Here is a 25,945-nt window from a genome sequence, read left to right as displayed (position 1 = left end):
TTTATCTAAATAAATATTGCATTTTTCATCACACATTCCTTGTTCAACATTTACTTATCAAACCCCAATATCCGCCAAATCCCCTTTTTGCTCAAGCCACACCTTACGGTCGCCTGCACGTTTTTTCGCAAGTAACATATCCATAATGCCATCAGTCGCTTGGTGGTCGTCCAAATCAAGCTGAACCAAACGTCTAGTATCAGGATTCATCGTGGTTTCACGCAACTGCTCCGCACTCATCTCACCCAAACCTTTAAAACGGGTAATTTGGGCTTTTTTGTTTTTTGGTACTTTTTTCAAAATCGCCTCAAGCTCATCATTATCAAGGGCGTATTCCACATCTTTACCAATATCAATGCGATAAAGCGGTGGCATAGCCACAAATAAATGTCCAGCCTCCACCACAGCCGAAAAATGCTTAACAAACAACGCACACAACAAAGTCGCAATATGCAAACCGTCCGAATCTGCGTCCGCCAAAATACAGATTTTATCATAGCGAAGTTCGCTCAAATCGTCCGAATTTGGGTCTACGCCAATCGCAATGGCGATGTTGTGAATCTCTTCGCTCGCAAGCACCGTATCATGCGACACTTCCCACGAATTCAAAATCTTGCCACGCAACGGCATAATCGCTTGAAAATGGCGGTCTCTAGCCTGTTTTGCCGAGCCACCTGCCGAGTCGCCCTCCACCAAAAACAGCTCTGCCCCATCTCGCAAATCACCACGACAATCCGCCAATTTTCCTGGTAAGGCAGGGCCTTGCGTGATTTTTTTACGTTCTACTTTTTTGGCAGTTTTTAGGCGTGAGCCTGCTTTGCTAATGGCGATTTCGGCGATTTGTTTGGCGATTTCGGTATTTTGGTTCAGCCACAGGCTAAAGCCATCTTTGGCAAAATTTTGCACCACAGCCACCGCCTCACGGCTTGACAAGCGTTCTTTGGTTTGCCCGCTAAACTGCGGTTCAGAAAATTTCAGCGACAGGATATAATTCACACCGTCCCACACGTCATCTGCGGTGATTTTTACATTGCGTGGCAATAGATTGTGCAGTTCGCAAAACTCTCGCAACGCCTCCGTAATCCCTGTTCGCAAACCATTGACGTGCGTACCGCCTTGAATGGTGGGAATCAGATTGACATAGCTTTCTTGTACGGTCTGACCACCCTCGCCATTCCAACAAATCGCAAAATTCAGCCCTGCTCGCTCGCCTTGTTTTGCTGTATAATCAAAGACATACGGTAACTCTGGCAAGGTGATATTGTCGGCTAATTGCTCGGTCAAATACTGCGAAAGTCCATTGTCAAATTGCCAAACGTCCGTTTCACCGTCAATTTCATTGATAAAAGTAATGGTTAAGCCTGCTGATAATACAGCTTTGGCTTTTAAATGGTGTTTTAATTGTTTAATGCTAAATTTTGGGCTGTCAAAATATTTTTCATTCACCCAAAACTGCACTTTTGTTCCACGTTTTTTCTTATTACTGCTTGGGGCAACGGCAAGCGGTGCGACAGGTTCACCATCGGCAAAATCCATGCGAAATTCTTCACCATTTCGCCAAACGGTAACGGCAACTTTGTGCGATAAGGCATTGACCACCGAAATCCCCACGCCGTGCAAACCGCCCGATACTTGGTAATTGTCGGTGCTAAACTTGCCCCCTGCGTGCAGTTTTGTCAAAATGATTTCAATGCCAGATTGGTTAAATTCTGGGTGAATGTCGGTCGGCATTCCACGTCCGTCATCTTCGACCGACAGCGAGTTGTCAGCGTGCAAAATGACGGTGATATTTTTGGCAAAGCCTGCTAACGCTTCATCAACTGAGTTATCAATGACTTCTTGGGCTAGGTGGTTGGGGCGTTGCGTGTCGGTGTACATTCCTGCACGTCTGCGGACTGGGTCAAGTCCTGTTAAAACTTCTAAATTTTGACTGGTGTATGACATGGTTTTCCTATTTTTTTCAAATTTACAATTAAAAATTCGTGTTTGTAAAAGCAAATATCAATCTTATAAATTGCCAAAACCAAGAAGGTAAAAACAACAAAATTAAAGCAAATAATATAAAAATTAACTTTTTGTTTTTATTAGAAAAATTCATTTTAATTCCAATTCAAATTTATCTATAAAACTACATGAATTATCAAATTCTTTAACTCTGTTTAAAACCGTTATAATTTTTTCAAAATCTTCACCTAAATTTGCTTTTGAAATATGAGAATCTTTCCAAATAATTGTTAAAGGTCTTTCAATTCCTAAACTTAATAAATCCCATAGTGTATCTAAATTTTTACCGTAATATTGTTCAACATTTAATGCTTTTGCTAATTGTTTGTGAAAATCAATTGCTAAAAAAATTTCTTTACCTTTAATAAAAACAATCATTTACATTTCAAGTCTTTTTAAACCATAAATCATCAACTAATTTTCTAATGTGATGTTAGACCTTACAACGCTATTTTTCTTAATAACTTTAAACCCTAATAACGACTTAACACATTTATAGAAACGAAATGATAAATAAGTGGTACTAAAATTGCTATAATCAATAAAATAATTATTATCTTCCTATTTTCCATTGCATTTACTCATAGTAGTCTCGCAAGACTTTTGATATATCTTAAACTCTTTCTCTAAATTCCGTATTAATCATTATTTAATCAACGGCAACCCAAACAAAAACTGCACGACTTGCTCTAATTTGGTTTCAAAATCCGTCATTCTATGGTCGCCACCGTCTTCAACAATAATATGGCTTTGAGCGTCTTGCTGACTAAAATAAGCCACAGCATCTTGATAATTGAGCAATTCATCACCTTTTTTCAAAATCACCAACACATCTTGCGGATTGAGCGATTTATCTGGGCGATTTGCCACCAACCAATTGATATCAGTTTTGGTAATAGTCCAGCCGTCTGGCGTGGTATGCCCCACAAAATCATCGGGCAAACTGTCAAAATCTTCGCCAAAAAAGCGTTTTAAACTGTTGCCCGTATGCACGCTTGGGTTTAACAATACCGTTTTTTTGCCTGTCAAATTGCACAAAATATTGGCATAAAATCCGCCAAGCGAACTACCGACCAAGCCTGTATTCTCATCTTGGGCGATAAGTTGTTGTAATAACGTAATCGCTTCTTGTGGTGGGCAGTTTAAATTTGGAGTAACAACCTTGATTTGTGGAAAGTTTTTTTCACAAAAATGGCGTAATTTTTGCCCTTTTTCTGCCAAATGATTGCTGTCTAATCCGTGAATATAGATAAGTTGCATGATTTTTTCCTGACTGTGAAAACTTGCTATATCTTATCATTGCTTGACAAAAATAGCCATGCACCGAGCCAAAAATTTAAAACAATACGTCAAACGGTGTCGCAAAAATCATATTTTGTCAAAAAAATGTGTTAAGTTGTAACCATCAAGCGGATTTATTGGCAAAATGTCGTTAAAAAATGTTAAACTAGCCCATTATTTTATTTTGAAAGAAAATATTAAACAAAGGTTGATTATGCAGGCGACATGGTTAAAGAAAATATGGCAACTACTACTGGCGGTAGTGGCTGTTTTTATATTTTATCTTGCCATGAAAACCTTGTACAATCTGGTGCAAACTATTGATTATCAAGAGGTTTTATCCGCATTAGCCAACATTCCGTTAAGCCATCTGATTATTGCGTTTTTGGTGGTGGCATTTGGTTATGTGCTATTGACTTTGTATGATTTTATTGCGTTACGTCAAATCGGTAAAAAACTGCATTATCCAACGGTCGCTTTAACGTCCTTTACCGCTTATGCCATTAGTCACACCGTTGGGGCAAATTTGGTAACAGCAACAGGCATTCGTTACCGTCATTATCGCCAATCTGGGCTAAATCATCATGAAATTGCCAACATTGTTTGGCTTGTTTCTATGGCGTTTACCTTTGGTATTTCCACGTTGATTGGCTTGTCGCTCAGTATTCACCCCGAAATTACCTTACAATTGTTAAGCCAACTGGACAAATCATTGGGCTTTTTTGACAATGCCATGTATATTCGTGGCTTGGGGCTTGTCATGCTGGCACTGATTGCAGGCTGTGTGATTTTTGCTGGCAAACACGGTCGCCATGTGGTACTAAAAGGCTGGCGGTTTGACTTGCCCCCTGCTAAGGTATTGATTCAACAGATTATTATTTCTATTTTGGACTTAAGCACGGTGGCGTTGGTGCTGTATTTGTTGTTACCACCGTCTGAGCATATTGGCTATTTTGCGACGTTTTCGGCGTTTATTCAGTCCATTGCGGTGGGGATTTTAAGCCATGTTCCAGGTGGTTTGGGCGTATTTGAAGTTACCATGATTGCCGCCATGCCACAGGTGGACAAGGCACAAATGCTTGCGATATTGTTGGTATTTCGTTTGATGTATTATATCGCACCGTTTTTGGTGGCGTTGTTTTTGTTGGTCGCTTATGAAGTATATTTGTATCTGTATCCCACACCACAGGCGGTGTTGGACGAAGCAGATACATTACGGTAAGTTGTTTGATGGTTATTAACAAAGTGCGTTGTTGTGGTTAAACTTTTAACCAAATCACGTTATTTTGTAAGGCAAAAAAATTGCATAATAGCCACATCATAGTCTAGCCAATTTAAAAAAGACACGGCAAAAAAACAAAATAATCAACAAAAATTCTCTAAAAAAGATGTTAAAAAAACAATCAAAAACCATCGGTAAAAAAAGATGTCAAAAAACAATCTGTCAAAAAAAACCACAAAAAATAAGCCAAACAATTTGACAAACCAAACCAACAACACATGAAAAAATTACAACATTCTTAATCTTAATTTTTTTAAACGGTTTTTTTGTTTAATGAGATTTTTGACGATTTATCAATAAAAATCCAGCAAAAATTATAATTGCCAAAACTGCCACACCAGCCCCCACATCACCGACCAAGCCCAAACCATACCGACCAATCACCACAGAACCCAGCAACGCACCACCACCAATGCCGATATTATAAATCCCAGAAAAAATCGACATCGCCACATCAGTCGCATTCGGGGCGAGCTTTAACACACGCAGTTGCAAGGCAAGACTAATACAAGTAATCGCCACGCCCCACACAAGTCCCAACACCACCCACAAGCCTTGACTGCCTGTCACGCCTGTCACCATGAGTAACGCACCCAACAAGCCCATCATCGCACCCAACAAAAATGTGTCAGGTTTTTTATCATAAAAACGCCCAAATAAAAAACTTGCCAACAAGCCTGCCACGCCAAACACCAACAAAATCGCTGTGGCAAAACCTTCACTAAAATGGTTAATTTGGATAATAAACGGCTCAATATAGCTATAAGCGGTAAAATGTGCCGTTACCATCAGCATAATCAACACATAAACCACCATTAACGGTATATTTTTGGCGATTTCTGGTAAACTTTTGATAGAGCCGACATTTCGGCTAGGCAATTTTGGCAAAATCCGCCACAAAACCACCATCGCCACCAACGCAAGCACACCAATCAAACCAAACATCATTCGCCAACCCAACCACTGCCCTATCATACGCCCAAGCGGTAGCCCAAGCACGGTCGCCAACGCACTCCCCATCGCCAACAAGCCCAACGCCTTGGTTTGTCGTCCTTTTGGGGCGACACGCACCGCAAGGCTTGCCGTGATTGACCAAAACACCGCATGAGCCAACGCAATCATCGCTCGCCCACCCAATAACATCATAAAACTTGTTGCCACCACCGACAGCACATGACCACCCACAAACAGCGCAAACAAGCACAACAACAACTTTTTGCGTTCAATATTGGCAGTGGCAAGCATGGCAGGTAGCGACAGCCCCGCCACAATCCACGCATAAATTGTCATCATTATGCCGACATCTTCCACAGGCATGGCAAAACTTTTGCCGATATCCGACAATAAGGCAATCGGAATAAATTCGGTGGTGTTAAAAATAAAGGCGGACAAGGCTAAGACAATCACTCGCCATTGTCGTAAATTATTGATATAGTTATATTTTTGTTGAGATGTTTGGCGGATTTTGCCAAAGTTTGTGGTGTGTTTTTGTAATGGATTTGACATAATTTTGAATAGTGGTTAAATGGCTATTATAACAGATTTTTGCAATATTTTTTTGTTGTTGCTTTATTAAAAATTGATTTTTCAAAAACTGTTTTATCAACATTGCTTTGTCAGCATTGTTTCGTCAAAAAATATGCACGCTTAGCAATAAAACAACAAATTTTTTCCAAATTTTGACGTATAATTTTGTTAATTTTTTTTAAACATAAGGAAAAAACATGGCTGTTGATTTTTCACAAACCTTAATTGTCGCCATTTCGGCAACCGCACTTTTTGATTTGTCCGAATCCGAACAATTTTTTCAAAACGCTATCAAAGACGACCCAGACACAGCGGTGGACAAGTTTCGTGCCTACATGATTGAGCATGAAAACGAAAATTTAAAAACAGGTACAGGCTATCATCTGATAAAAGCCTTGCTCAATATCAACAAATTTTTACCACAAACCGAAACCAAAGATAGCATAATCACCCCATTGGTGGAAGTCGTCATCATGTCAAAAAACAGCCCAGACACAGGCATACAAGTGCTTAACGCCATTCGCTCGCACGGCTTGCCGATTACTCGCTCGGCATTCACGTCTGGCGAAGGCGTGGCGAAATATGTGGCGGATTTTAACGTGGATTTGTTTTTGACAACCAACCATGATGATGCCCAAAAAGTAACCGATACAGGTGTGTGTGCGTGTGCGATTTTGGACGCTCCACCCATTGATATGACTGAGCTTGACACAGAGCAATTGCGGATTGCGTTTGATGGTGATGCGGTGTTGTTTGATGAATCTGGCGAGTTGATTTTTCAACAAAAAGGCTTACAAGCCTTTCACGAACACGAAGCCAAAATGAGCGACACGCCCATGAATAAAGTGCCATATGCCGATTTTTTAATCAAATTATCTAATTTGCAAAACCGTTTGCCAAGTAAACTCAAAAACTCACCTATCCGCATTGCCCTTGTTACTGCACGCAATGCCCCTGCCGATATGCGAGCGATTAAAACTTTGCGAAATTGGGGTGTGAATGTGGATTTGGCGTTTTTTTTGGGTGGATTGGAAAAAACCAATGTGTTAAAAACGTTTAGACCGCATATCTTTTTTGATGATTCTTTAACGCATTTTGACCGTGCCAAATCCTTTGTACCGTCTGGGCTTGTGCCGTATAAAAGCCACTCGGAATTAAACGCAGAAATGCAACAAAAACGAGCGGAAAAAGCGAAAAAAACCAAAAATACGCCTTAATTATGTTAAAATGTGGTTGAAAACATTGCACAAGCAACGCATTTTAATAGAAGAAATTAAAAATTTATAAGGCAATAAAATGGGCTACTTAACAACCGAACAAAAATCAAAACCACCTATCACTTTATCCACATTAAACAAATTAAAAGCCAATGGCGAAACCTTTTCTTGCTTAACCTGTTATGACGCAAGTTTTGCCCACGCCATGCAAGTCGCTGATATTGATACGATTTTGATTGGTGATAGTCTTGGCATGGTGGTGCAAGGGCAGACTTCCACCTTGCCTGTTACCGTTGAAGACATGGTTTATCACACCAAAAACGTGGCTCGTGCTAACAATCATGCATTGATTATTTGCGATTTGCCGTTTATGAGTTATGCGACTTTAACCGATGCGATTGCCAATAGCAAAGCCGTCATGCAAGCAGGGGCGAATGTGGTAAAAATTGAAGGCGGTGCGGAACTTGCCGAGATTGTGTCAGTTTTGGTAAAAAATGGCGTGCCGACTTGTGTTCATCTAGGCTTAACACCGCAATCGGTGAATGTGTTTGGCGGTTATAAAGTACAAGGCAAAACCGAAAGTCAAGCCGAAAAACTGCTAAAAGACTGCGAAACAGTAGTGAATGCAGGTGCGTCAATTTTATTATTGGAATGCGTGCCGAGCGAACTTGCCAAAAAAGTAACGCAGACCTTTAACGTGCCTGTAATTGGCATTGGTGCGGGCGTGGATTGTGATGGTCAAGTGCTTGTTATGCACGATATGTTAGGGGTTTATACTCGTAAACCTGCGAAGTTCGTCAAAGACTTTTTGACGGCGGAAGAAAACGCAACCAAAGATATTACAGGGGCGTTTAAAGCGTATCATAAAGCGGTGAAAGAACGGACATTTCCAACGGCAGAACATAGTTTTTGATTTTTAAGGATAAAAAAATGAAAATCTTCCACACAATTAAAGAATTACGAGAAACATTACAACCGTTACGCACCCAAACCATTGCACTTGTGCCGACAATGGGCAATTTGCACAACGGACATTTAGACCTTGTCAAAAAAGCTCGTGCCAATGCCGACATCGTAGTCGTTAGCATTTTTATCAATCCCACCCAATTTGGCGTAGGCGAAGACTTTGACACTTACCCACGCACCCTAGACGCTGATGTGGAAAAACTCACAAGTGTAAACGCCGACTATGTTTTTGCCCCAAGCGTTGAAGAAATGTACCCAATCTTACCGACAAACGTACAAGTGTTATCAGGTGATATTAGCAAAATTTTGTGTGCCAAAACTCGCCCAACGCATTTTGACGGTGTTGGCTTGGTGGTGAGTAAATTGTTTAACATTGTTCAGCCTAACATCGCCATTTTTGGCAAAAAAGACTACCAACAACTTGCGATTATTCGCCAATTGGTTGCCGAATTAAACTTTCCGATTGAGATTATCGGAGCGGAAATCGTGCGTGCTGATGATGGTTTGGCATTGTCATCTCGCAATCAATATTTGACCGAAACCGAACGCAAACACGCTCCATTATTACAAAAAACCTTACAAAATTTGGCAAATGAACTTAAAACCGCCAATTTTGCCGATTTTGACAATATCATTGCCAAAACGATTGATAATTTAAACAGCACAAATATTGATAATGTGCGTTTTAAAGTAGATTATTTGGAAGTGTTCAACCAAAATTTGCAACCACCAAAAGCCGATGATAAGGGATTGGTGATTTTGACTGCTTGCTATCTGGGTGATAAAACTCGGTTGTTGGATAATTTGGAATTTACAAGGAACTAAAAATGACCCAAATTGTGATTGTATCGGGGCGTTCAGGCTCTGGCAAAACGTCCGTTCTCAACATTTTAGAAGACTTTGGCTACTATTGCCTTGACAATTTGCCCTTGTCGCTTGTGCCAATGGCGGTCGCCAAATTGACCGAAAGCCAAATTCACAAAATCGCCTTAGGCGTTGATGTGCGGACACCACAAGCGGATTTGTCAAAATTTGGCGAAGTGCATGACGAACTTGTTAAAAATTTTGGGCAAAATCACGTCATCATTATTTACACCACCGCCCAAGAAAGCACGCTTGTCGCACGCTTTGACGCAACTCGCCGTGTCCATCCGCTGATGGCGAGCGGTAGCGTACAAAACTTGCCAAATGCCATCAAGCAAGAAATCCAACTGCTTGAGCCGATTGCCACCAATGCCGATGTCAAAATTGACACAAGTTTGCTCAATATTCACGAGTTAAAAGAGCAAATCCGCAACCATCTAGGCGTTGACAATGTGGTAACGGTGAATGTGCTGTCGTTTGGTTTTAAGCATGGTTCGCCGATTGATGCGGATTTTATTTTTGATGTGCGTGTGTTGCCAAATCCGCATTGGCAAGCCGAACTTCGCAGTCAGACAGGGCTTGATGACGGTGTGAAAGCGTTTTTTGCCAAATACCCAGAAGTTGATGATATGGCGAATGACATTGGGCAGTTTTTGGCAAAATGGTTACCGACTTTTTTGCATAACAATCGCCATACGGTTACAATTGCGATTGGGTGTACTGGGGGTAAACATCGGTCGGTTTATATGACTGAAATGGTCGCCAAAATGTTGGCGGAAACTTTACCAAATGCGATGCGTGTCAATGTTAAACATCGTGAAAAAAGTCGTTGGTGATAAATGAAAAATATTATTGTTGATACCAACATTTTCTTAACGGTTGTTTTGACATACTCCCACCACCAAACCTAGCGGTAGGCGTGAGAATCTTTGCGACCCATAACAACTTAAGCCTAGATTGAGTTGTTACCTTTCGCCAGCACACTTACGCTGATAAGTATTGTGCTGGGGGAACTCTTTACACAATAGCAAGTCCTGCTATATCAGCTAACGCTTGATAGCGTATATTGCTTGCTGCATTGATATCACGGTCATGGTGTGTTTGACAGTTAGGACACGTCCAATTTCTGACTGACAACGGCAGACTGTCTAATTTGTGATGACAATGCGAACAAATTTTACTACTGGCAAAGAACCGATTGACTTTTAGAATGTTTTTACCATACCATTTTGCCTTATAGGTAAGTAAGGTAACAAATTGACCTAAGCCTGCATCATTAATCGCTTTGGCAAGTTTTCGATTTTTTACCATGTTTTTTACCGCTAAATCTTCAAGTGCATAACTGGTAGCTTGGTTTTCGCAAATCAGTTTATGCGTGATTTTTTGGTGTAAGTCTAAACGCTGGTTGCGTACTTTTTCATGAATACGAGCAACGGTTAATTTTTGTTTTTGATGGTTTTTACTGGTCTTTTGTTTGCGAACAAAGATTTTTTGTTCTATAGCAAGCCTTTGGCTAGATTTGGCTAAATGTTTTATCTATTTTGCAATGCCAACGCCCAGTTGAACACAAACCGACTACAGCCAAAATGCTTTTCGATTAGAAAGGCTTGTTCGATGTTTGGGTAAATTCTGTATTTGTAGGCTTTGAGCATGGCTTGTTAGGCAATTGAAATATGGGTATAATTTAGCATTACTTCCATTTGGTGTCAATTATGAATAATCAACTAAAATCCCATTTGTTTGCTAACGACTGGTGGTGCTACCATTGATACAATTAGACAGTATATCGAAAAACAAGAACGCCCTGATTGGGGCGTTAGTGCTTACATCTCCACCTGAGAAGCACTGCTTCGCAAGAAAGATTATAGGTGGAGAATTACGCACGATAAGTTAAAGGCATTGACGTACCAAGCATTAGCCAAAACGATATTTTACAAGCGGTTAGCGATAGCCGACAACGATTTTAAACAAAATAATAGGAAACCAAAAATGCTAAATTTTGGCGAAATGGATATGACCGTCAGTCGTACCGAACAAAAAAAAGCCCGTGAACGCCTGCAACAACTTGCCGAACCACTGGCGAACCTATCCAAAAAACAAATGAAAAACCTACCTGCAAGTGAGTTTTTTTTAGACGATTTGTTACAACTTAACGACATTACAAGCCATGAAGCCCGCAAACGCCATATCAAACGTATGGGTAAACTCTTAGCAGAAGAAGAACCGCACGCTATTGTTGAATATCTATTCCGTGCGACCTTTAGCCCAGAGCAACAAGCCAAAATTGAAAGTTGGCAAACTCGCTTAAACTTGCAAGATGAAAACACGCTAAAACAATTTACCAAAACTTTTTTTAATAGTGAATTTAACAGTGTTAAACAATTATTGATTTGGATTGCCTATGCCGATTATACAAAAGACGATGAATTAATGATTGAGAGTGTCAATGATTTACACACCTATATCCGTCAAGTGGCGATTTTATCAAAAAACAAATAACCAGTTTTTTACTTGTTTTGTTTATCCATTTCTTAATTCACCATAATTTCTATCGGCAATTGTTCATTAACCGACACATTGCCATAACTGCCATTTTGCTCGCTTTGGGTACTGATAAAACCGATAGTCGTCCACTGATTTGGCGATAGCACTATGCTATTGCTTAATTGTTGGCTGTTCAGCATGGTTTGCCCATTATACTGGCTAAATTTGCCATTACTTTGGCTGATATTGAGCGATACTTGACCATTTGGCAAAGCGGTTGGCAATACGCTAATGCCCTGCTCTGCCGTCAGTAACGTTTTTCCTATCCACACTTGTGGGCGATAGTTACGATAGCGGGTGTAGATTTGTGTGGTGGGCATGAGTTGCGACAGCCCGATTTGGGCAGGTTTGCCTGATAGCGTTTTTATTTGAAAAAACTGTTGCGACTGACTTTGAGATTGGTTGTTTTGCCATTGTCCATTGACATACAATTGGCTGTTCACCATGCCGATTTGTCCATAACCTGTATTTTGATGGCTATAGCCACGACTGCCGACACGCACCGAGACAGTTAAAGTCTGTGGTAATATGTCAATTTGACGGATAAATTGGCTGATTTGTTGGTAGTTTTGGGGCGTGGTGTTGATAATCAGGCGTTGTTGATAAACCATGACGTTACCGCCATTTGGCAGTTGGTTAAGCTGATTTTGGATAATCGGTTGCAGGCTTTCACCGCCTAAGGTATCTACGACATACGTTTCGGCGTGGCTAACCGTAGCGAATATTAAGCATAATGCGGTAAGTGTTTTTTTTGATGGTTTCATGATACTTGGTTTAATTGTAGTTTGTTGTTTTTAGATTTGTTGTTTGTAAAAACGCAGTTGGTGACATCACCGTGATACTAACATTATGTGCTTTTGCATAATGATTGGCTTGCTCTATTAAAGGCTGTTCAATGGTTAAAGTGTAATGTGCCAGCATGATTATCTCCAACTTTTAAACACAAGTTAAAATTAACTTTTATATCATTTTAAAAACATTTTATCAATGTTTGTAGTGTGATTTTGTGTGATTTTTGCATACGATTTTTATTGAAAAATCATCAAATTAACGTAATATAGAATAAAATTGTCAAACATATCAATAAAAATGCCAAATAACACAACCCCACCAAATTCTCAAACCGAAAAAAAACAACACCTAAACCACTTGTTAAAACGTCTGCCAAACTTACCCGGTGTCTATAAAATGCTTGGCAAAAATGGCGATATTCTTTATGTCGGCAAAGCCAAATCGCTCAAAAACCGTGTCAATAGCTACTTTGCCAAAACCATTGACCACCCAAAAACTCGTGCCTTGGTGCAACGCATTGACAACATTGAAACCATCATCACCCGCAGTGAAACCGAAGCATTATTGCTGGAACAAAATCTTATCAAACTGCATCGTCCGCCCTACAACGTGCTGTTACGTGATGACAAATCGTATTTGTATGTATTTGTTTCTACCGACAAATTTCCACGCCTTGCCTATGGGCGTGGCAAGGGTCAGCACCAAAAAGGCAAATTTTTTGGACCTTTTCCATCCGCCCATTCAGCAAAACAAACCTTGCTACTTATGCAAAAAATGTTTATGGTTCGCCAATGTTCCAATGCGTTTTTTTCCGCTCGCAAACGCCCTTGTTTGGAATACCAAATCAAACGCTGTAAAGCCCCCTGTGTCGGCTTGGTATCTCAAGAAGAATACCTTGACGATGTCAATAATACCATTCGTTTTTTAAAAGGCGAAGGCAACGATATTCAACAAGCCATCATTGCCAAAATGGAAAAATCTGCCGAAGAATTAAACTTTGAACAGGCGGTTTTTTACCGTGACCAACTGACCATGATTCGTGATGTGCAAGCCAAACAGGCGGTCTATACCGTCAAAGGCGAAGCCGATATCATCGCTATTGACACGCAGGCGGGCATGACTTGCGTTCATGTGATGAATGTAAGAAACGGACAAATGCTCGGTGGTAACAGTTATTTTCCTGATGTGGATAGCCATAATGATATTGGCGAAAATTTGTCGGCATTTATCAGCTCATTTTATTTTCAAATTAGCGATGATTTGCCAGACGAAATTATTTTAAGCCACGACATTCCAGACCAACAGGCGATGACCGAAGCGTTAAGCCAAACTTTTAACAAAAAAGTCGTGTTAAAACAAAAGGTTCGTGAACAACGTGCCGAATGGCTGACCCTTGCTAACATGAATGTGAAAAATGCGTTGCAAACCAAACTCGGCGATTATTTGGAAATTCATCAGCGTTATCAAGCCTTACAAGGCGTTTTACACGATGTGTTAAACGGCAAAACTTTGGATAGGATTGAGTGTTTTGACATTTCGCACACGATGGGGGAAGCAACCATTGCCAGTTGCGTGGTCTGCGATACAGGCGGATTGCGAAAACGAGATTACCGCCAGTACGCCATTCATGGTATCACAGGGGGCGATGATTATGGGGCGATGAAACAGGCTTTGACACGCCGATATAGCAAAAATCCGTTGCCTGATGTGTTACTGATTGACGGTGGTAAGGGTCAGCTTAATATGGCAAAAGATGTGCTAACCGAGCTTGGCATTTTAAATCAAACTTTACTAATTGGCGTGGCAAAAGGCGAAGGGCGAAAAGCTGGGCTAGAAGTGCTACATTTTATCCATCATGAACCAATGGATTTACCGTCCGATAGCAAGGCGTTGCATTTGATTATGCACATTCGGGACGAAGCCCACCGTTTTGCCATCACTGCTCACCGCAAAAAGCGGGACAAACGCCGTTCTAGTTCGGTTTTAGAAGTGATTCCGGGCTTGGGTGAAAAACGCAGACGAGATTTGTTGAATCATTTTGGCGGATTACAACAGTTGCTCGGGGCTTCGCAAGATGAAATTGAACAAGTCAATGGCATTGGCAAAGTGATGGCAAATACCATTTATAAAGTGTTGCATGGCTGATTTTTAGGCTGATGACTCGTTTCGCTTTATAAAAACTTTACATTTGTCCTAAAATTTTAACAAAAAAAGCCAAGACAATCTTGGCTTTTTTCAGTTTATTTAACAAACATCAAGGAATATAAGTGTGGTCTTTTGACGCTTCAAATTCATTGTTTTCAACTTTTGGCAACACTTTATTTAACCAAACATAGCCCAACACGCCAGCAATCACCGACCCCATCACAATACCCAATCGCTCATCAAATGCCTTGTCTTCAATACCGCCAAATGCAAGCCCACCGATAAACAAACTCATGGTAAAACCAATACCACACAGCAACGCCACGCCCAGCACTTGTTTCCAACACACATTTTCCGGCAAACTTGCCAAGCCCAACTTCACGCCAAGCCAACTAAACACCATCACGCCAATTGGCTTGCCAAGCACCAATCCCAACGCAATGCCAAGCGGTACACTGTGAAATAGCTGCCCCACACCGCTACCACTTAGATGAATGCCTGCATTGGCAAACGCAAAAATCGGTAATACCACAAACGTAACCGTTTCATGCAAATCATGCTCCAAGGTTTCTAAAGGCGAATGATTTGGGTCATTATCATTGGTTAAAGGAATAAACATCGCAAGCAACACGCCAGCCAATGTCGCATGAATACCCGATTTTAACATCGCCACCCACATAATTAAACCGACCATAACATATGCAGTCGTGCGAGTTACGTTCATGCGGTTCATCAAATACAGCACCAACAACGTAACCGCCACAATCCCCAATGCCGTCCAAGACAGACCATGCGAATAAAACAGAGCAATCACCAAAATTGCCCCAATGTCATCAAAAATCGCAATAGATGCCAAAAACACCTTTAACGCCAACGGCACACGCTTGCCAAGCAACATCAACACACCCAACGCAAAGGCAATATCAGTCGCCGCAGGAATCGCCCAACCTTTTAACAAAGTTGCATCATGCTGATTAAATCCCGCATAAAACAACGCAGGCACTAACATACCACCCACCGCCGCCAACGCAGGCAAAATCACCTTTTTGACATCAGACAGCTCGCCTATCAGCACCTCACGCTTTAACTCAAGCCCCACCAAAAAGAAAAAAATCACCATCAAGCCATCATTAATCCAATGCACCGCATCATGGTCAATCTTTAAACTGCCAATCTGCACAATAATCGGCAACTCAAGCCAATGATTATACAAGCTATATAAAGGCGAATTTGCCACAATCATCGCAAGAATAGCCGACAACGCCAGCACAATGCCACCTGCCATATCAAGGGCAAAAAACGCCTTAATTTTTTGTCTAACATTTTGATAAGTCATCATACCCCCTATTGGCAAACTTTTACGAACATTCTTAACCACTAAAAACGATAAAAATTAACACATTTTTATAAAAAAAGAAAAATAATAGCAAAATATATACATATTTGATAAATAAAATCATATTAGCACAAAAACCCACCATAATCTAGCCTTTTTATGTGCAAAAATGGTTGTTTTTATTTAAACCAAACTTAAATAAAAAAGTGAACTTTATCCAAAATCAAGACTTTTTATAAGTTTTTTATTGCTTTTTGTGGCAAAAAATGGTATAAATAGCCCCTTTAAATTAACCTTAAATTTTTTATTGAAAAAACTTTTACAAATAAGATTTTTGATAAAAAATATTAATAGATAACTTTGATAAGATATCGTATCGGCTATGTTATAATAGCGTACCTTATTTATCAACCAGATTTTGGCATGAGCGACCCTCATGCACACCGATTAGGAGTAAGCCATGTCTCGAGTATGTCAAGTGACTGGAAAACGCCCAGCGGTAGGTAACAATGTTTCTCACGCAAACAACAAAACCCGCCGTCGTTTTCTGCCAAACCTACACAACCATCGCTTTTGGGTTGAAAGCGAAAACCGTTTTGTTCGCCTACGTTTATCTGCAAAAGGTATGCGTATGATTGATAAAGTTGGTATTGACCAAGTTTTAGCGGACATGCGTGCTCGTGGCGAAAAAATTTAATTTTTTTTGCCAAAACTTAATATTTATTTGGAGCAATAGCGATGAGAGATAAAATCAAATTAGTTTCGTCAGCAGGTACGGGTTATTTTTACACCACGACCAAAAACAAACGTACCATGCCAAACAAAATGGAAATCAAAAAGTTTGACCCAGTTGTACGTCAGCACGTGATTTTTAAAGAAGCAAAAATCAAATAATTGGCAGTTTTTTTATGCCAATTTCACAGCTTACTTAGCGTTGGTTTTTTGATGACGTTTTTGGCAGTTGTATGATATGATAAGTGAGTCTATTTTAGGCTCGCTTTTTTATTTTTAAATTGATAAAAAATTAGACTGATAAAAAATTTGTAGCGTGGGTTAAACACACCATGAAAGTTATGCGACTGCTGTCATCTTTGTATCATGATGAAGATGAACGTGGTATTTTTTCGTTAAATCGCTTGTTAATCAAAAAAGGTCATCAATCCGTCATTGTGGCAAGCACCCCAAAAAGCAATGAACTGGCTTTACGCCTAAAGCGTGATGGCGGTGTGTATGTTCCTTTGTCTATGGAAAAACATACTTGGTCTTCGCTGTGGTCGGTGATTCCGTTGGTTCGGCTGATTAATCACCATCGCCCTGATATTATTCATGTGCATTCTCGCACGCCTGCGTGGGTGCTAAAATGGGCGTTACAACTTGTGCCGATAGCGTATCGTCCGATTACCATTGCGACCATTTACGGTTATTATTCGACCACCGCTTATAATAAGGCGATTTTTGAGGCTGACCATCTGATTAGCGTATCAAACAGCGTAACTGAATATATCAAAGCCCATCACGATGAGTATGATGATACCACGATTACTCGTATTTATCGTGGCGTAGATATTCGCAAATTTATTTATCGCCATCACCCATCTGTGTATTGGTTACGTCAAATTTTTGCCGAATATCCCAATCTTGAGCACAAAAAATGGGTGATATTTCCCAATACGCTGGACTATGGCAAAGGGCAACAATGGCTATTTGACATCGTTGGCAATCTAAAAGAAAGCATTCCCAACATTCATGTGATTATCATGGACGATGATGGTCGAGAAAATCTGTATGTGGAGCAGTTTTTGCAACGCAGTCGTGCGTTAAATTTGGATAATTACTTTACTTTTGTTGGCAAACGCTTTAACGATAGCCGAGAGTGGCTGTCTGCCGCCAATGTCGTGGTCGGTCTTGCCAATCAGCCTGAAAGTATCGGTATCAACGTGCTAAAAGCCATTCATCTAGGTACGCCTGTGGTGGCATGGAATTTGGGGATTTATAGCGAACTGTTAAGCGAGCTGTTTCCACAAGGTTTGGTTAAAGATATTACCGCAAAATCGCTTTGTAAAGTGGTAAAAACCCAGCTCAAAAACGTCTCTCGCCCACAGATGAGCAATGAATTTACCCAACAACAAACCGTTGAACAAACCATTGACTTATATGAAGAATTGTTAAAAATCACCCACCCAGAAAAAGTGGCTAAACCTACCAAACCAAAACCCAAAAATAGCGAAATCAGCGAGCGAAAATTGTGCCGTAACGAAAGCCAAACCTTGCCAAAACAATGATTTAAACCATCATTCTACCAATTTTGCCAAACTTTTTTCATCAAGTTTATCTAACTGTAAAGTTGTCGTTTCGCTGTGTTGCTGTTCGGTGATTTCAGGTTTTTGCGGATTGTCTTGTGCCAATGGTTTTAGATTTTTTTCAAACTCTGACAACATTCTTTTCATCTGTTCACCGATGACAAATTGCGGTTCGGACGGTTCAAAACCCATCAACCTTTCACGTTTGCCGATATTGACAATCGCTTCTTCAAAGGCAGGTTGAAAACGGCGAAATTTTGGCAAACTTTCGGCAAAAAATGCTTGTCCAAAATAAGTGTATTCCGCTTCGTTGGTGCAACCAAAAGATGCTTTGTCGCTTGCTGATGCGGTGATAACCAAAGTCGTTGGCGATTTTAAATCATCAATAAACGAGCCAGAATAACAAGCAGATACCACGATGACACGCCATTTTATCCCAGATTTGTCAAGGCTTTGGCGTAACCATTTGGCATCAACTTCATCAAGCTCTAGCGGTGGATTGGACATTTCCAGCAGTTTATCGCCACCGTGCGATGTTAAGGTCAAAAATAGCACATCTTCGGTTACATTCATTTTTTTGGCAATCGCTTGTAATGCCCTGTCAATACTGGTTTTACTGGCGATTGGCAATACTTGCAAGGTCATCGGATTATTAATCAAATTGACCGAACGCCCCATCATGCCAAATTGGTTGTTCAAAAATTCGGTGGTTAGCTCAATTTCGGCACGAAAAACGTCTTGCTCGCCATAACCTGCCACGCCCAAAAAGTACCAATCACGCACCGTTGGACGCTCTGGCAATATATCTTTTAAGGTATTTTCTAGCAAATTTTGTTGTGCGTAAAACGCCTCTTCGCTGATGGTTGGCGGTATGACATCGGCTTGGAAAATCGGTTGTGTTTTGACATTTTGTTGCCAAACGCTAAACACCACAAACGCCCCAAACAAAATCAAACCCCGCTCAAGCCACGACCATCGCAACTGTTTACCAAAAATCCAAAGCAATGCCAACGCTTGCCAAACAAACAACACCGTAAAAAATATCGGCAAAATCGCATAGCTCCAAGCAGGCAACCAACCGTAATGCGATATCCACTGAATCAAGCTTTGTAGCAACGCCATCAAGGTATCAGCGACCAACCACAGCACTGCAGGCACAAAAATCAAATTGGCATTGGTATGGCGTTTGGCAAGCACCAAACCTGCTACCAACATCACCATCGTCCACACCAAATAACTAATCAAGCCTTGTTGATTAAAATGCGTACTTTCATCACTGGCAAGCCACGAAAACAACAGATTGCTAAATAATGCGGTCGTCCCAAAAAACAAAAACTGCCAAACGGTCGGCTTTACCCAATAAATCGCCTTGGTTGAACCCATCAGCATATAACCTGTGGCTCGCAAATTGGCAAGCAGGTTTTGGGAAAAGTGTTGCAAGGGCTTTAAGTCTAACTGACTTAGCGAATTTGGCATGGCGGTTTGTTAATTGATTTGGTAAATATGAGTTTAGTAAAATTGATTTGTCAAAGTGATATTGTTAATCAAAACTGATAAATCTGTTTTGATGGTTTAGATTATACCTTTTTTTGGCGGTAAAAAATGCTTAGGTAACAAATATTCACATATTGTATAATACTTTTTGGATAAAAAGATATCTTTTTTTTATTTTGTTTGCAAATTTTTGCAAAAACCAGTATCATGTATCAACATACTAGAACATAAAAACATTTATTTTTTGAGTTGATTTTTGATAAAATGATGAACACCGACAACGCCCAAACCAGTAACCAAAAAGCCTACGCCTATTTGATAGACCTGCTTTGTGAAAGTGATGATAAAAACCGCACAAAAAATCTGCTGTCAGCGATTTTGACCCAAAAAGAGCAAGGCGAGCTTGCCAATCGCATGCAGATTTTTGCCTTATTGCAACAAGGTTTGCCACAACGAGAAATTGCCGAACGGCTTGGCGTGGGCATTGCCACTGTGTCAAGGGGTGCAAAGGCGTATCAAGCCAATGATGTGGCGAATTTATTGCCGAATTTAAAAGATAAGTTTTAACGATGAAAAGTTTAGCGAGTGATTTTAGCCATTTTGAGAAGATAAAATTTAAAATCTTTAGCATTATATTATCTGTAAGATATCCTAGCGTTATTTACAGTATTTAGGATAAAATACTGCAAATGAACATACATAAAAACACCAGACTGCTACCGTTTGAAAGAGAAGCTATTTGGATAGCCTATCATCAAAACAAACAAAGCGTAACATCACTTGCTGAAGAATACAAAGTATCAAGACCAACAATCTACAAGGTATTGAAACTTGCTAGAGTGAAGTTACTAAAACCACAAACCAGTGTCAATAATCGCTTTAAACAAGCGAAATTTGGCATTAAACGCTTAGCTAAAGTTGAAAAGAGTATACAAGACAAACTCAAAAAACAAGCCAAGCGTTATAATAAATCCTATCCTGGTGAGATGGTACACGTAGATACAAAACGCCTACCACTGCTCAAAGGACAAAATAGCAACAGCCCTAGAGAATATCTGTTTGTTGCCATTGATGATTATTCTCGTGAACTGTATGCTTGTATTATGCCAGACAAAACAGCTTTTAGTGCGGCTAAGTTTCTGACAGAACAAGTTATTAAACCTTGCCCTTATACGATTGAGGTGATTTATTCTGACAATGGCACAGAATATAAAGGCACAAAAGACCATGAATTTGTCAAAGCCTGTTATGATAACAACATCAATCAGAAATTCACCAAAGTTGCCAAACCACAAACCAATGGTAAAGCAGAACGAGTAATACGTACGCTCATGGAAATGTGGCATGAACAATGTGAATTTACAGGTAGTGAACATAGAAAGCAAGAATTAACAAGATTTCTTAATTTCTATAATACCGTTAAACCCCATTCATCTTTAACTAAAAAAGATGATATTACTGGCAAAACTCAAACCTTTACTCCTTATGAGTGGTTGGAGTTTTATTTTAAACAAAGTGTAAATAACGCTTGAGGTTCTTACATATTATCCATCATTTGTATTGGTTTTTTTGTGTACAGTATTGTAACATCACAATACACCTATGTTTTTAATGCAATATTTTTTGGTTTATTTGCTTTCGCTCAATATCAATTGATGAGTAAAACTATTTTTAGGCTTGCTGATGAAGTGTGGGATACGGGTTTAAGCTTAAAAATCAAAAGAAACAATATAGAATAAGAAGTTCCATATCAAAACATCTGTTCTGTTACTTGCGAATTTAAACCTTTAATCAGCTTTAAAAATCCTTGTGTAAAAATTAACTTTAAAGAAAAAACAATTTTTGGCAACTCAATTTGTTTTATCAGTTGGGCTGATACAGCAAATTATCAAAAAGAATTAAAAGTTATGCCCCATAAAAATCCTGAAACTTTAGCATGGGTTGAAAAAATAAACCAAAAAATTTCACAAATTCATGATTAAATCCTTAAAAAATGAGCGTTAAAATGACAACACCAAAACCACCCAAAATCACCCTTGCCAGCAAACCAAATCTAATCAAACTTGCCCAAGACATTGATTTTTTTGAACTATTTAAAAACATTGAACAAAAATACGACACCTGTTTTTTGTTTGAATCCTTAGGCGAAGAAAGCCACATTTCACGCCACCACATCATCGGTTTTGACCCCCAAAAAATCATTTTTGCCAAAGACAAATATACCTTGTCAATCAGCGAAAAAAATGGCGAAACCTGCGATTATCCTTGTGAAAATCCCTACCAACTTTTGCAAGAAATCACGCCACAGCACGTCATCGCACGCAATCACACAGGCGGACTGGTTGGTTATTTGGGTTTTGATTGTATCAATTTTTTTGAAAAAAGCCTTAATGTGCAAGGCTCAAGCGACTTTGAGCCGTTTAAATTTGGCTTGTATTTGGACGGTTTAAGCCTTGATAAAATGACAGGTGAGATTTTTTATTTTTATTATGAACAAAATCGCATTGATGAGATTAAAGCTTTGCTAGACTTGCCACCGCCATGCCACACACCACCAAAGGTGCGTTTTTTGGGCGATGGCATGACCAAAGACGAACACGCCAAAACCGTGCTAAAAGTCAAAGAAGACATCAAGGCAGGCTTGATTTTTCAATGTGAAGTTGGTTTTAAATCGCATTACACCATTGTGGGCGACACCTTGCCAATTTATGAAAAATTGCGTGAAATTAATCCGTCTCCGCATATGTATTTTGTCAAATTTGGTGAGCAAAAAATCATCGGTGCGTCCCCAGAACTGCTGTTTCGCTTGCGTAATGGCGAGATGGAAACTTTTCCGCTTGCTGGCACGACTAAGCGTGGCAAGGATACGACCGAAGATAGGCAACTTGCTCGCAAATTGCTCAACGACCCCAAAGAGATTGCCGAGCATAATATGCTCGTGGATTTGCACCGCAATGACATTGGGCGTGTGGCTCAGTTTGGCACGGTGAAAGTGCGAAATTTGATGGACATTAAGCGTTTTTCGCACGTTCAGCACATCTCTAGCGAGATTGTCGGTATCATTCACCCGTCCGAGGATATGTTTAGTGCTTTGGCGAGTAATTTTCCTGCAGGCACGCTGTCTGGAGCGCCCAAGATTGAAGCGATTAAGATTATTAATGAGCTTGAACCAGACGGACGTGGGGCGTATGGTGGAGCGTTGGGGCAGTTTTCATTCAATGGCGATTGTATTTTTGCCATTCCCATTCGTTCGTTGTTTGTCAATGGCACAAAGGCGTACGCCCAGACCTGTGGCGGTAATGTGTATGACAGTAATCCTGAAGATGAGTATGAAGAGATTGTGCGGAAGTTGTCGGCGATGAAGGTTGTTTTGAGCTGTTTTATGGACGGTTAAAAATGAAAAAAATTTTAGCAAGTTTATTTGGATTGTTTGGTTTTACCAATGCTAATGCTGTTGAAAAAGCACCGCAAACCATTGAAACTTTGCAAAATGATACGGCTGATAACTTTCTAGTGCCGTTTGGTTATAAAGCCAATTGGTATGTATTTGATGAAAATGAACTCAAACGTAAAAATATGAACATTCAAGATTTAGCCAATCAATTAAAATTGCAAAACCAAGAGACATTATCTTGGAATGATGGATTAAGTTGGAGTTTTACCAATTATTACAACCGAAACAGTTGCTTTATCATGCCAAGTTTAGAAAATAAAATTTATATTGTTTGTTCAATCAATGACGAATTAAATTTGTTGGATAATGTGATTGACAATTATTATGGATTTTCAAGTTACCGAGTGGCTGATGGAGTTGCTTGGAAAATTGTTATAAACAATCACATAGAGCGGTATTTTAGCTATGCTGATGGTTTTATTTTTCATAATTATGGCAAACAAACTCAAGCAGAAAAGCAATTGGACTTACCTGATATTAGTGGGTTAGATAAAGAACAGGCAATAGATAAAATTTGTGAAAAATTTGAAGAAAATAACAGAGACCCATTATATTTAACCATGATTGATGAAGAAACACCAGCCAAATTAAACGCAATTTTGACAGGGCAAAATCCTTTAACTTTTGATGAAATTTCTATTGATGAAGTCAAAGATAAAGGCATTGCAGGATTTTTACCAGAATAAAAAGAGAACAAAATGAACGTACTTATCATTGACAACTACGACAGCTTTACCTTTAACCTTTACCAATATATTGGCGAGATTTTAACCGACATCAAAAACAAAAACGGCAATGATTTTACCATCACCGTCAAACGCAACAACGAACTTACCTTAGACGATGTCAAAGCCCTAAACCCAGACCGTATCATCATCTCCCCAGGCCCAGGTTCGCCAGACGACCCTGCTTATTTTGGCGTGTGCGGTGAGGTGATTACCGAGATTGGCAAAACCGTGCCGTTACTTGGTGTGTGCTTAGGAATGCAAGGCATTGCCCATTTTTTTGGCGGAAAAGTGGTGCGAGCGAACACGCCCATGCACGGCAAAACGTCCCCCATTCGCCATGACGGCAAGGGCGTTTATCATGGTTTGCCACAAAATATTGACATCATGCGGTATCACTCGCTGATGGTGGAAGCTATGAGTTTGCCAGATTGTTTAGAGATTACAAGCCTTGTGCAAAATGATAAAAACCTTGATAAATCCATGAAAGACGCAAGTTTGCTCGGTGATGAGATTATGGGCATTCGCCACAAAGAATACCCCATTCAAGGCGTGCAATATCACCCAGAATCGTTTGCCACCGAGGGGGCGAGAAATTTGTTAAAAAATTTTTTGGTGCAGGTTTAAATTTTTTAAGCCTTGTTTTTGTTAAATTTGATACACCTATTCCAGCCTCTCTTAGCTCAGTGGAAAGCTGGTCTAACTCTTTAAAGTTTTTAGTCTGTAAGCCAACTTCTACAGCAAGTTGTAAAGTGGAATTGCTCATATCTATTCTAACACCAGTTATGAGCAATTGTATTTGGTAGGAGGATTAGCAAAATGAGAATATTTTCCTATTTATCCCAATTTATGATTTTTTTCTTTGTTAAGATTTTAGTTCCTTTTTATTCCCATTTATCCTCATTTGACATACTCCCACCACCAAACCTAGCGGTAGGCGTGAGAATCTTTGCGACCCATAACAACTTAAGCCTAGATTGAGTTGTTACCTTTCGCCAGCACACTTACGCTGATAAGTATTGTGCTGGGGGAACTCTTTACACAATAGCAAGTCCTGCTATATCAGCTAACGCTTGATAGCGTATATTGCTTGCTGCATTGATATCACGGTCATGGTGTGTTTGACAGTTAGGACACGTCCAATTTCTGACTGACAACGGCAGACTGTCTAATTTGTGATGACAATGCGAACAAATTTTACTACTGGCAAAGAACCGATTGACTTTTAGAATGTTTTTACCATACCATTTTGCCTTATAGGTAAGTAAGGTAACAAATTGACCTAAGCCTGCATCATTAATCGCTTTGGCAAGTTTTCGATTTTTTACCATGTTTTTTACCGCTAAATCTTCAAGTGCATAACTGGTAGCTTGGTTTTCGCAAATCAGTTTATGCGTGATTTTTTGGTGTAAGTCTAAACGCTGGTTGCGTACTTTTTCATGAATACGAGCAACGGTTAATTTTTGTTTTTGATGGTTTTTACTGGTCTTTTGTTTGCGAACAAAGATTTTTTGTTCTATAGCAAGCCTTTGGCTAGATTTGGCTAAATGTTTTTGATTATCAAACTTGCTACCGTCTGATAGATTTAGTAAATGACTGATACCTAAGTCAATACCAATTGTTAAGCTAGGTTCAATGGTGGTTGGTGTTGGCAATATATCAGTATTTTCTACCAATACGCTTGCATAGTATTTGCTTGTAGCAGTTTTGCTAATCGTAACCGTTTTGATATTGCCAATAAATTCACGGCTAAATACAGTTTTAATGCCCTTGAGTTTGGGTAAGTTGATAATACCTTGCTCAAAGTTTACGGTGCAGTGTTGGGGGTTTGAAACTGCTTCTTGAAATCTAACTAAATCTACTTTATAATATCCAAATGAACAGATTAATTAGTATCAACGAAGCATCAAAACAACTTGGCGTATCTATCTCAACATTACGCAGATGGGACGAAAGCGGTGTACTTGTTGCCAAAAGAACGCCAAAAGGACACAGACGTTACGATAAGTACTAG

The 25,945-nt window shown here is 39.8% G+C and carries 27 protein-coding genes; 16 read left to right on the top strand and 11 right to left on the bottom strand.

Annotated features, from left to right (window positions below; all coding sequences use genetic code 11):
• Positions 1-57: 57 nt before the first annotated feature.
• The 3 genes from parE to ACGTJS_RS05475 form a co-directional block, all read right to left on the bottom strand.
• The gene (gene parE, locus ACGTJS_RS05485; protein WP_315043880.1) at positions 58-1,944 is read right to left on the bottom strand and encodes a DNA topoisomerase IV subunit B; all 1,887 of its coding nucleotides are present in this window, start codon (positions 1,942-1,944) and stop codon (positions 58-60) included.
• Positions 1,945-2,094: 150 nt separating this feature from the next.
• Positions 2,095-2,382: a barstar family protein gene (locus tag ACGTJS_RS05480; RefSeq protein ID WP_315043882.1), complete on the bottom strand. Its 288-nt coding sequence runs from the start codon at positions 2,380-2,382 to the stop codon at positions 2,095-2,097.
• 267 nt (positions 2,383-2,649) lie between these two features.
• The gene (locus ACGTJS_RS05475; protein ID WP_315043884.1) at positions 2,650-3,264 is read right to left on the bottom strand and encodes a YqiA/YcfP family alpha/beta fold hydrolase; all 615 of its coding nucleotides are present in this window, start codon (positions 3,262-3,264) and stop codon (positions 2,650-2,652) included.
• 166 nt (positions 3,265-3,430) lie between these two features.
• On the opposite strand from ACGTJS_RS05475, the gene ACGTJS_RS05470 reads away from it, so the two are divergent.
• Positions 3,431-4,507 carry a lysylphosphatidylglycerol synthase domain-containing protein gene (locus ACGTJS_RS05470; RefSeq protein WP_410473063.1) on the top strand — a complete coding sequence of 359 codons (1,077 nt, stop codon included), beginning with the start codon at positions 3,431-3,433 and terminating at the stop codon, positions 4,505-4,507.
• 330 nt (positions 4,508-4,837) lie between these two features.
• Here ACGTJS_RS05470 and ACGTJS_RS05465 read toward each other — a convergent pair whose 3' ends face one another.
• A complete protein-coding gene (locus ACGTJS_RS05465; protein WP_410473062.1) occupies positions 4,838-6,073 on the bottom strand; it encodes a sugar transporter in 1,236 nt (411 codons plus the stop codon).
• A gap of 218 nt (positions 6,074-6,291) precedes the next feature.
• Between ACGTJS_RS05465 and ACGTJS_RS05460 the strand changes: the two genes are divergently transcribed.
• The 4 genes from ACGTJS_RS05460 (at position 6,292) to rapZ (ending at position 9,977) form a co-directional block, all read left to right on the top strand.
• Complete coding sequence (locus ACGTJS_RS05460; protein WP_410473061.1) at positions 6,292-7,311, top strand: 5'-nucleotidase; 1,020 nt, start codon at positions 6,292-6,294, stop codon at positions 7,309-7,311.
• A gap of 79 nt (positions 7,312-7,390) precedes the next feature.
• On the top strand, positions 7,391-8,224 hold the full coding sequence (panB, locus tag ACGTJS_RS05455) for a 3-methyl-2-oxobutanoate hydroxymethyltransferase (protein ID WP_410473060.1): 834 nt from the start codon (positions 7,391-7,393) through the stop codon (positions 8,222-8,224).
• Positions 8,225-8,241: 17 nt separating this feature from the next.
• A complete protein-coding gene (panC, locus tag ACGTJS_RS05450; protein WP_315044065.1) occupies positions 8,242-9,102 on the top strand; it encodes a pantoate--beta-alanine ligase in 861 nt (286 codons plus the stop codon).
• A gap of 2 nt (positions 9,103-9,104) precedes the next feature.
• Complete coding sequence (rapZ, locus tag ACGTJS_RS05445) at positions 9,105-9,977, top strand: RNase adapter RapZ (protein ID WP_410473059.1); 873 nt, start codon at positions 9,105-9,107, stop codon at positions 9,975-9,977.
• 181 nt (positions 9,978-10,158) lie between these two features.
• Here rapZ and ACGTJS_RS05440 read toward each other — a convergent pair whose 3' ends face one another.
• Both ACGTJS_RS05440 and ACGTJS_RS05435 read right to left on the bottom strand, forming a co-directional pair.
• On the bottom strand, positions 10,159-10,677 hold the full coding sequence (locus ACGTJS_RS05440; RefSeq protein WP_410473231.1) for an RNA-guided endonuclease TnpB family protein: 519 nt from the start codon (positions 10,675-10,677) through the stop codon (positions 10,159-10,161).
• The gene (locus ACGTJS_RS05435) at positions 10,674-10,793 is read right to left on the bottom strand and encodes a helix-turn-helix domain-containing protein (RefSeq protein WP_410473058.1); all 120 of its coding nucleotides are present in this window, start codon (positions 10,791-10,793) and stop codon (positions 10,674-10,676) included. The genes ACGTJS_RS05440 and ACGTJS_RS05435 overlap by 4 nt, the downstream gene beginning before the upstream one ends.
• Before the next feature lie 337 nt (positions 10,794-11,130).
• Between ACGTJS_RS05435 and yjgA the strand changes: the two genes are divergently transcribed.
• Entirely contained in the window at positions 11,131-11,640 is a 510-nt protein-coding gene (yjgA, locus tag ACGTJS_RS05430) for a ribosome biogenesis factor YjgA (protein WP_410473057.1), read from the top strand.
• Positions 11,641-11,672: 32 nt separating this feature from the next.
• Here the strand turns inward: yjgA and ACGTJS_RS05425 are convergent, their stop codons facing one another.
• Both ACGTJS_RS05425 and ACGTJS_RS05420 read right to left on the bottom strand, forming a co-directional pair.
• Complete coding sequence (locus tag ACGTJS_RS05425) at positions 11,673-12,449, bottom strand: hypothetical protein (RefSeq protein ID WP_410473056.1); 777 nt, start codon at positions 12,447-12,449, stop codon at positions 11,673-11,675.
• A 10-nt stretch (positions 12,450-12,459) separates the two neighbouring features.
• The gene (locus ACGTJS_RS05420; RefSeq protein WP_315043183.1) at positions 12,460-12,606 is read right to left on the bottom strand and encodes a hypothetical protein; all 147 of its coding nucleotides are present in this window, start codon (positions 12,604-12,606) and stop codon (positions 12,460-12,462) included.
• A gap of 168 nt (positions 12,607-12,774) precedes the next feature.
• Between ACGTJS_RS05420 and uvrC the strand changes: the two genes are divergently transcribed.
• Positions 12,775-14,622 carry an excinuclease ABC subunit UvrC gene (gene uvrC, locus ACGTJS_RS05415; protein ID WP_410473055.1) on the top strand — a complete coding sequence of 616 codons (1,848 nt, stop codon included), beginning with the start codon at positions 12,775-12,777 and terminating at the stop codon, positions 14,620-14,622.
• 109 nt (positions 14,623-14,731) lie between these two features.
• Here the strand turns inward: uvrC and nhaA are convergent, their stop codons facing one another.
• The gene (gene nhaA, locus ACGTJS_RS05410; RefSeq protein WP_410473054.1) at positions 14,732-15,958 is read right to left on the bottom strand and encodes a Na+/H+ antiporter NhaA; all 1,227 of its coding nucleotides are present in this window, start codon (positions 15,956-15,958) and stop codon (positions 14,732-14,734) included.
• 460 nt (positions 15,959-16,418) lie between these two features.
• On the opposite strand from nhaA, the gene rpmB reads away from it, so the two are divergent.
• The 3 genes from rpmB to ACGTJS_RS05395 all read left to right on the top strand — a co-directional run bounded on the left by rpmB (position 16,419) and on the right by ACGTJS_RS05395 (position 18,240).
• Positions 16,419-16,655: a 50S ribosomal protein L28 gene (gene rpmB, locus ACGTJS_RS05405; protein ID WP_315043180.1), complete on the top strand. Its 237-nt coding sequence runs from the start codon at positions 16,419-16,421 to the stop codon at positions 16,653-16,655.
• 41 nt (positions 16,656-16,696) lie between these two features.
• Positions 16,697-16,852, top strand: a complete 156-nt coding sequence (rpmG, locus tag ACGTJS_RS05400; protein WP_019519042.1) for a 50S ribosomal protein L33 — start codon at positions 16,697-16,699, stop codon at positions 16,850-16,852.
• Positions 16,853-17,022: 170 nt separating this feature from the next.
• Positions 17,023-18,240: a glycosyltransferase family 4 protein gene (locus ACGTJS_RS05395; protein ID WP_410473053.1), complete on the top strand. Its 1,218-nt coding sequence runs from the start codon at positions 17,023-17,025 to the stop codon at positions 18,238-18,240.
• A 9-nt stretch (positions 18,241-18,249) separates the two neighbouring features.
• On the opposite strand, the gene ACGTJS_RS05390 is transcribed toward ACGTJS_RS05395, so the two are convergent.
• Positions 18,250-19,734 (bottom strand): C13 family peptidase, encoded by a 1,485-nt coding sequence (locus tag ACGTJS_RS05390; protein WP_410473052.1) that lies wholly within the window; start codon positions 19,732-19,734, stop codon positions 18,250-18,252.
• Between the two features lie 285 nt (positions 19,735-20,019).
• Between ACGTJS_RS05390 and trpR the strand changes: the two genes are divergently transcribed.
• The 5 genes from trpR to ACGTJS_RS05365 all read left to right on the top strand — a co-directional run bounded on the left by trpR (position 20,020) and on the right by ACGTJS_RS05365 (position 24,558).
• A complete protein-coding gene (gene trpR, locus ACGTJS_RS05385) occupies positions 20,020-20,319 on the top strand; it encodes a trp operon repressor (protein WP_410473051.1) in 300 nt (99 codons plus the stop codon).
• Between the two features lie 122 nt (positions 20,320-20,441).
• Positions 20,442-21,284 carry an integrase core domain-containing protein gene (locus ACGTJS_RS05380; protein ID WP_410471877.1) on the top strand — a complete coding sequence of 281 codons (843 nt, stop codon included), beginning with the start codon at positions 20,442-20,444 and terminating at the stop codon, positions 21,282-21,284.
• A 473-nt stretch (positions 21,285-21,757) separates the two neighbouring features.
• The gene (locus ACGTJS_RS05375) at positions 21,758-23,146 is read left to right on the top strand and encodes an anthranilate synthase component I family protein (RefSeq protein WP_315043175.1); all 1,389 of its coding nucleotides are present in this window, start codon (positions 21,758-21,760) and stop codon (positions 23,144-23,146) included.
• A gap of 2 nt (positions 23,147-23,148) precedes the next feature.
• Positions 23,149-23,892: a hypothetical protein gene (locus ACGTJS_RS05370; RefSeq protein WP_315043174.1), complete on the top strand. Its 744-nt coding sequence runs from the start codon at positions 23,149-23,151 to the stop codon at positions 23,890-23,892.
• 12 nt (positions 23,893-23,904) lie between these two features.
• The gene (locus ACGTJS_RS05365) at positions 23,905-24,558 is read left to right on the top strand and encodes an anthranilate synthase component II (protein ID WP_410473050.1); all 654 of its coding nucleotides are present in this window, start codon (positions 23,905-23,907) and stop codon (positions 24,556-24,558) included.
• A gap of 410 nt (positions 24,559-24,968) precedes the next feature.
• Here ACGTJS_RS05365 and ACGTJS_RS05360 read toward each other — a convergent pair whose 3' ends face one another.
• Positions 24,969-25,817, bottom strand: a complete 849-nt coding sequence (locus ACGTJS_RS05360) for an RNA-guided endonuclease TnpB family protein (protein WP_410473230.1) — start codon at positions 25,815-25,817, stop codon at positions 24,969-24,971.
• Here ACGTJS_RS05360 and ACGTJS_RS05355 point away from each other — a divergent pair.
• The gene (locus ACGTJS_RS05355; RefSeq protein WP_410473049.1) at positions 25,808-25,945 is read left to right on the top strand and encodes a MerR family transcriptional regulator; all 138 of its coding nucleotides are present in this window, start codon (positions 25,808-25,810) and stop codon (positions 25,943-25,945) included. The genes ACGTJS_RS05360 and ACGTJS_RS05355 overlap by 10 nt on opposite strands.

The organism is Faucicola mancuniensis (genome assembly GCF_046523945.1).
GTDB classification, from domain to species: domain Bacteria; phylum Pseudomonadota; class Gammaproteobacteria; order Pseudomonadales; family Moraxellaceae; genus Faucicola; species Faucicola mancuniensis.
Note: the sequence above shows the minus strand (reverse complement) of the source record. Positions and strands in the feature narration are given on the sequence as shown.

Bases quoted from the DNA above. Each gene is read 5' to 3' on its own strand.
- ACGTJS_RS05475 (WP_315043884.1), bottom strand. From the start codon at position 3,264: ATGCAACTTATCTATATTCACGGATTAGACAGCAATCATTTGGCAGAA.
- ACGTJS_RS05390 (WP_410473052.1), bottom strand. From the start codon at position 19,734: ATGCCAAATTCGCTAAGTCAGTTAGACTTAAAGCCCTTGCAACACTTT.
- ACGTJS_RS05380 (WP_410471877.1), top strand. From the start codon at position 20,442: ATGAACATACATAAAAACACCAGACTGCTACCGTTTGAAAGAGAAGCT.
- ACGTJS_RS05355 (WP_410473049.1), top strand. From the start codon at position 25,808: ATGAACAGATTAATTAGTATCAACGAAGCATCAAAACAACTTGGCGTA.
- ACGTJS_RS05370 (WP_315043174.1), top strand. From the start codon at position 23,149: ATGAAAAAAATTTTAGCAAGTTTATTTGGATTGTTTGGTTTTACCAAT.
- ACGTJS_RS05375 (WP_315043175.1), top strand. From the start codon at position 21,758: ATGACAACACCAAAACCACCCAAAATCACCCTTGCCAGCAAACCAAAT.
- panB (WP_410473060.1), top strand. From the start codon at position 7,391: ATGGGCTACTTAACAACCGAACAAAAATCAAAACCACCTATCACTTTA.
- uvrC (WP_410473055.1), top strand. From the start codon at position 12,775: ATGCCAAATAACACAACCCCACCAAATTCTCAAACCGAAAAAAAACAA.
- ACGTJS_RS05425 (WP_410473056.1), bottom strand. From the start codon at position 12,449: ATGAAACCATCAAAAAAAACACTTACCGCATTATGCTTAATATTCGCT.
- rpmB (WP_315043180.1), top strand. From the start codon at position 16,419: ATGTCTCGAGTATGTCAAGTGACTGGAAAACGCCCAGCGGTAGGTAAC.
- panC (WP_315044065.1), top strand. From the start codon at position 8,242: ATGAAAATCTTCCACACAATTAAAGAATTACGAGAAACATTACAACCG.
- parE (WP_315043880.1), bottom strand. From the start codon at position 1,944: ATGTCATACACCAGTCAAAATTTAGAAGTTTTAACAGGACTTGACCCA.
- rapZ (WP_410473059.1), top strand. From the start codon at position 9,105: ATGACCCAAATTGTGATTGTATCGGGGCGTTCAGGCTCTGGCAAAACG.
- trpR (WP_410473051.1), top strand. From the start codon at position 20,020: ATGAACACCGACAACGCCCAAACCAGTAACCAAAAAGCCTACGCCTAT.
- nhaA (WP_410473054.1), bottom strand. From the start codon at position 15,958: ATGACTTATCAAAATGTTAGACAAAAAATTAAGGCGTTTTTTGCCCTT.
- ACGTJS_RS05460 (WP_410473061.1), top strand. From the start codon at position 6,292: ATGGCTGTTGATTTTTCACAAACCTTAATTGTCGCCATTTCGGCAACC.
- ACGTJS_RS05420 (WP_315043183.1), bottom strand. From the start codon at position 12,606: ATGCTGGCACATTACACTTTAACCATTGAACAGCCTTTAATAGAGCAA.
- rpmG (WP_019519042.1), top strand. From the start codon at position 16,697: ATGAGAGATAAAATCAAATTAGTTTCGTCAGCAGGTACGGGTTATTTT.
- ACGTJS_RS05435 (WP_410473058.1), bottom strand. From the start codon at position 10,793: ATGCTCAAAGCCTACAAATACAGAATTTACCCAAACATCGAACAAGCC.
- ACGTJS_RS05465 (WP_410473062.1), bottom strand. From the start codon at position 6,073: ATGTCAAATCCATTACAAAAACACACCACAAACTTTGGCAAAATCCGC.
- ACGTJS_RS05365 (WP_410473050.1), top strand. From the start codon at position 23,905: ATGAACGTACTTATCATTGACAACTACGACAGCTTTACCTTTAACCTT.
- ACGTJS_RS05395 (WP_410473053.1), top strand. From the start codon at position 17,023: ATGAAAGTTATGCGACTGCTGTCATCTTTGTATCATGATGAAGATGAA.
- yjgA (WP_410473057.1), top strand. From the start codon at position 11,131: ATGCTAAATTTTGGCGAAATGGATATGACCGTCAGTCGTACCGAACAA.
- ACGTJS_RS05470 (WP_410473063.1), top strand. From the start codon at position 3,431: ATGTCGTTAAAAAATGTTAAACTAGCCCATTATTTTATTTTGAAAGAA.
- ACGTJS_RS05480 (WP_315043882.1), bottom strand. From the start codon at position 2,382: ATGATTGTTTTTATTAAAGGTAAAGAAATTTTTTTAGCAATTGATTTT.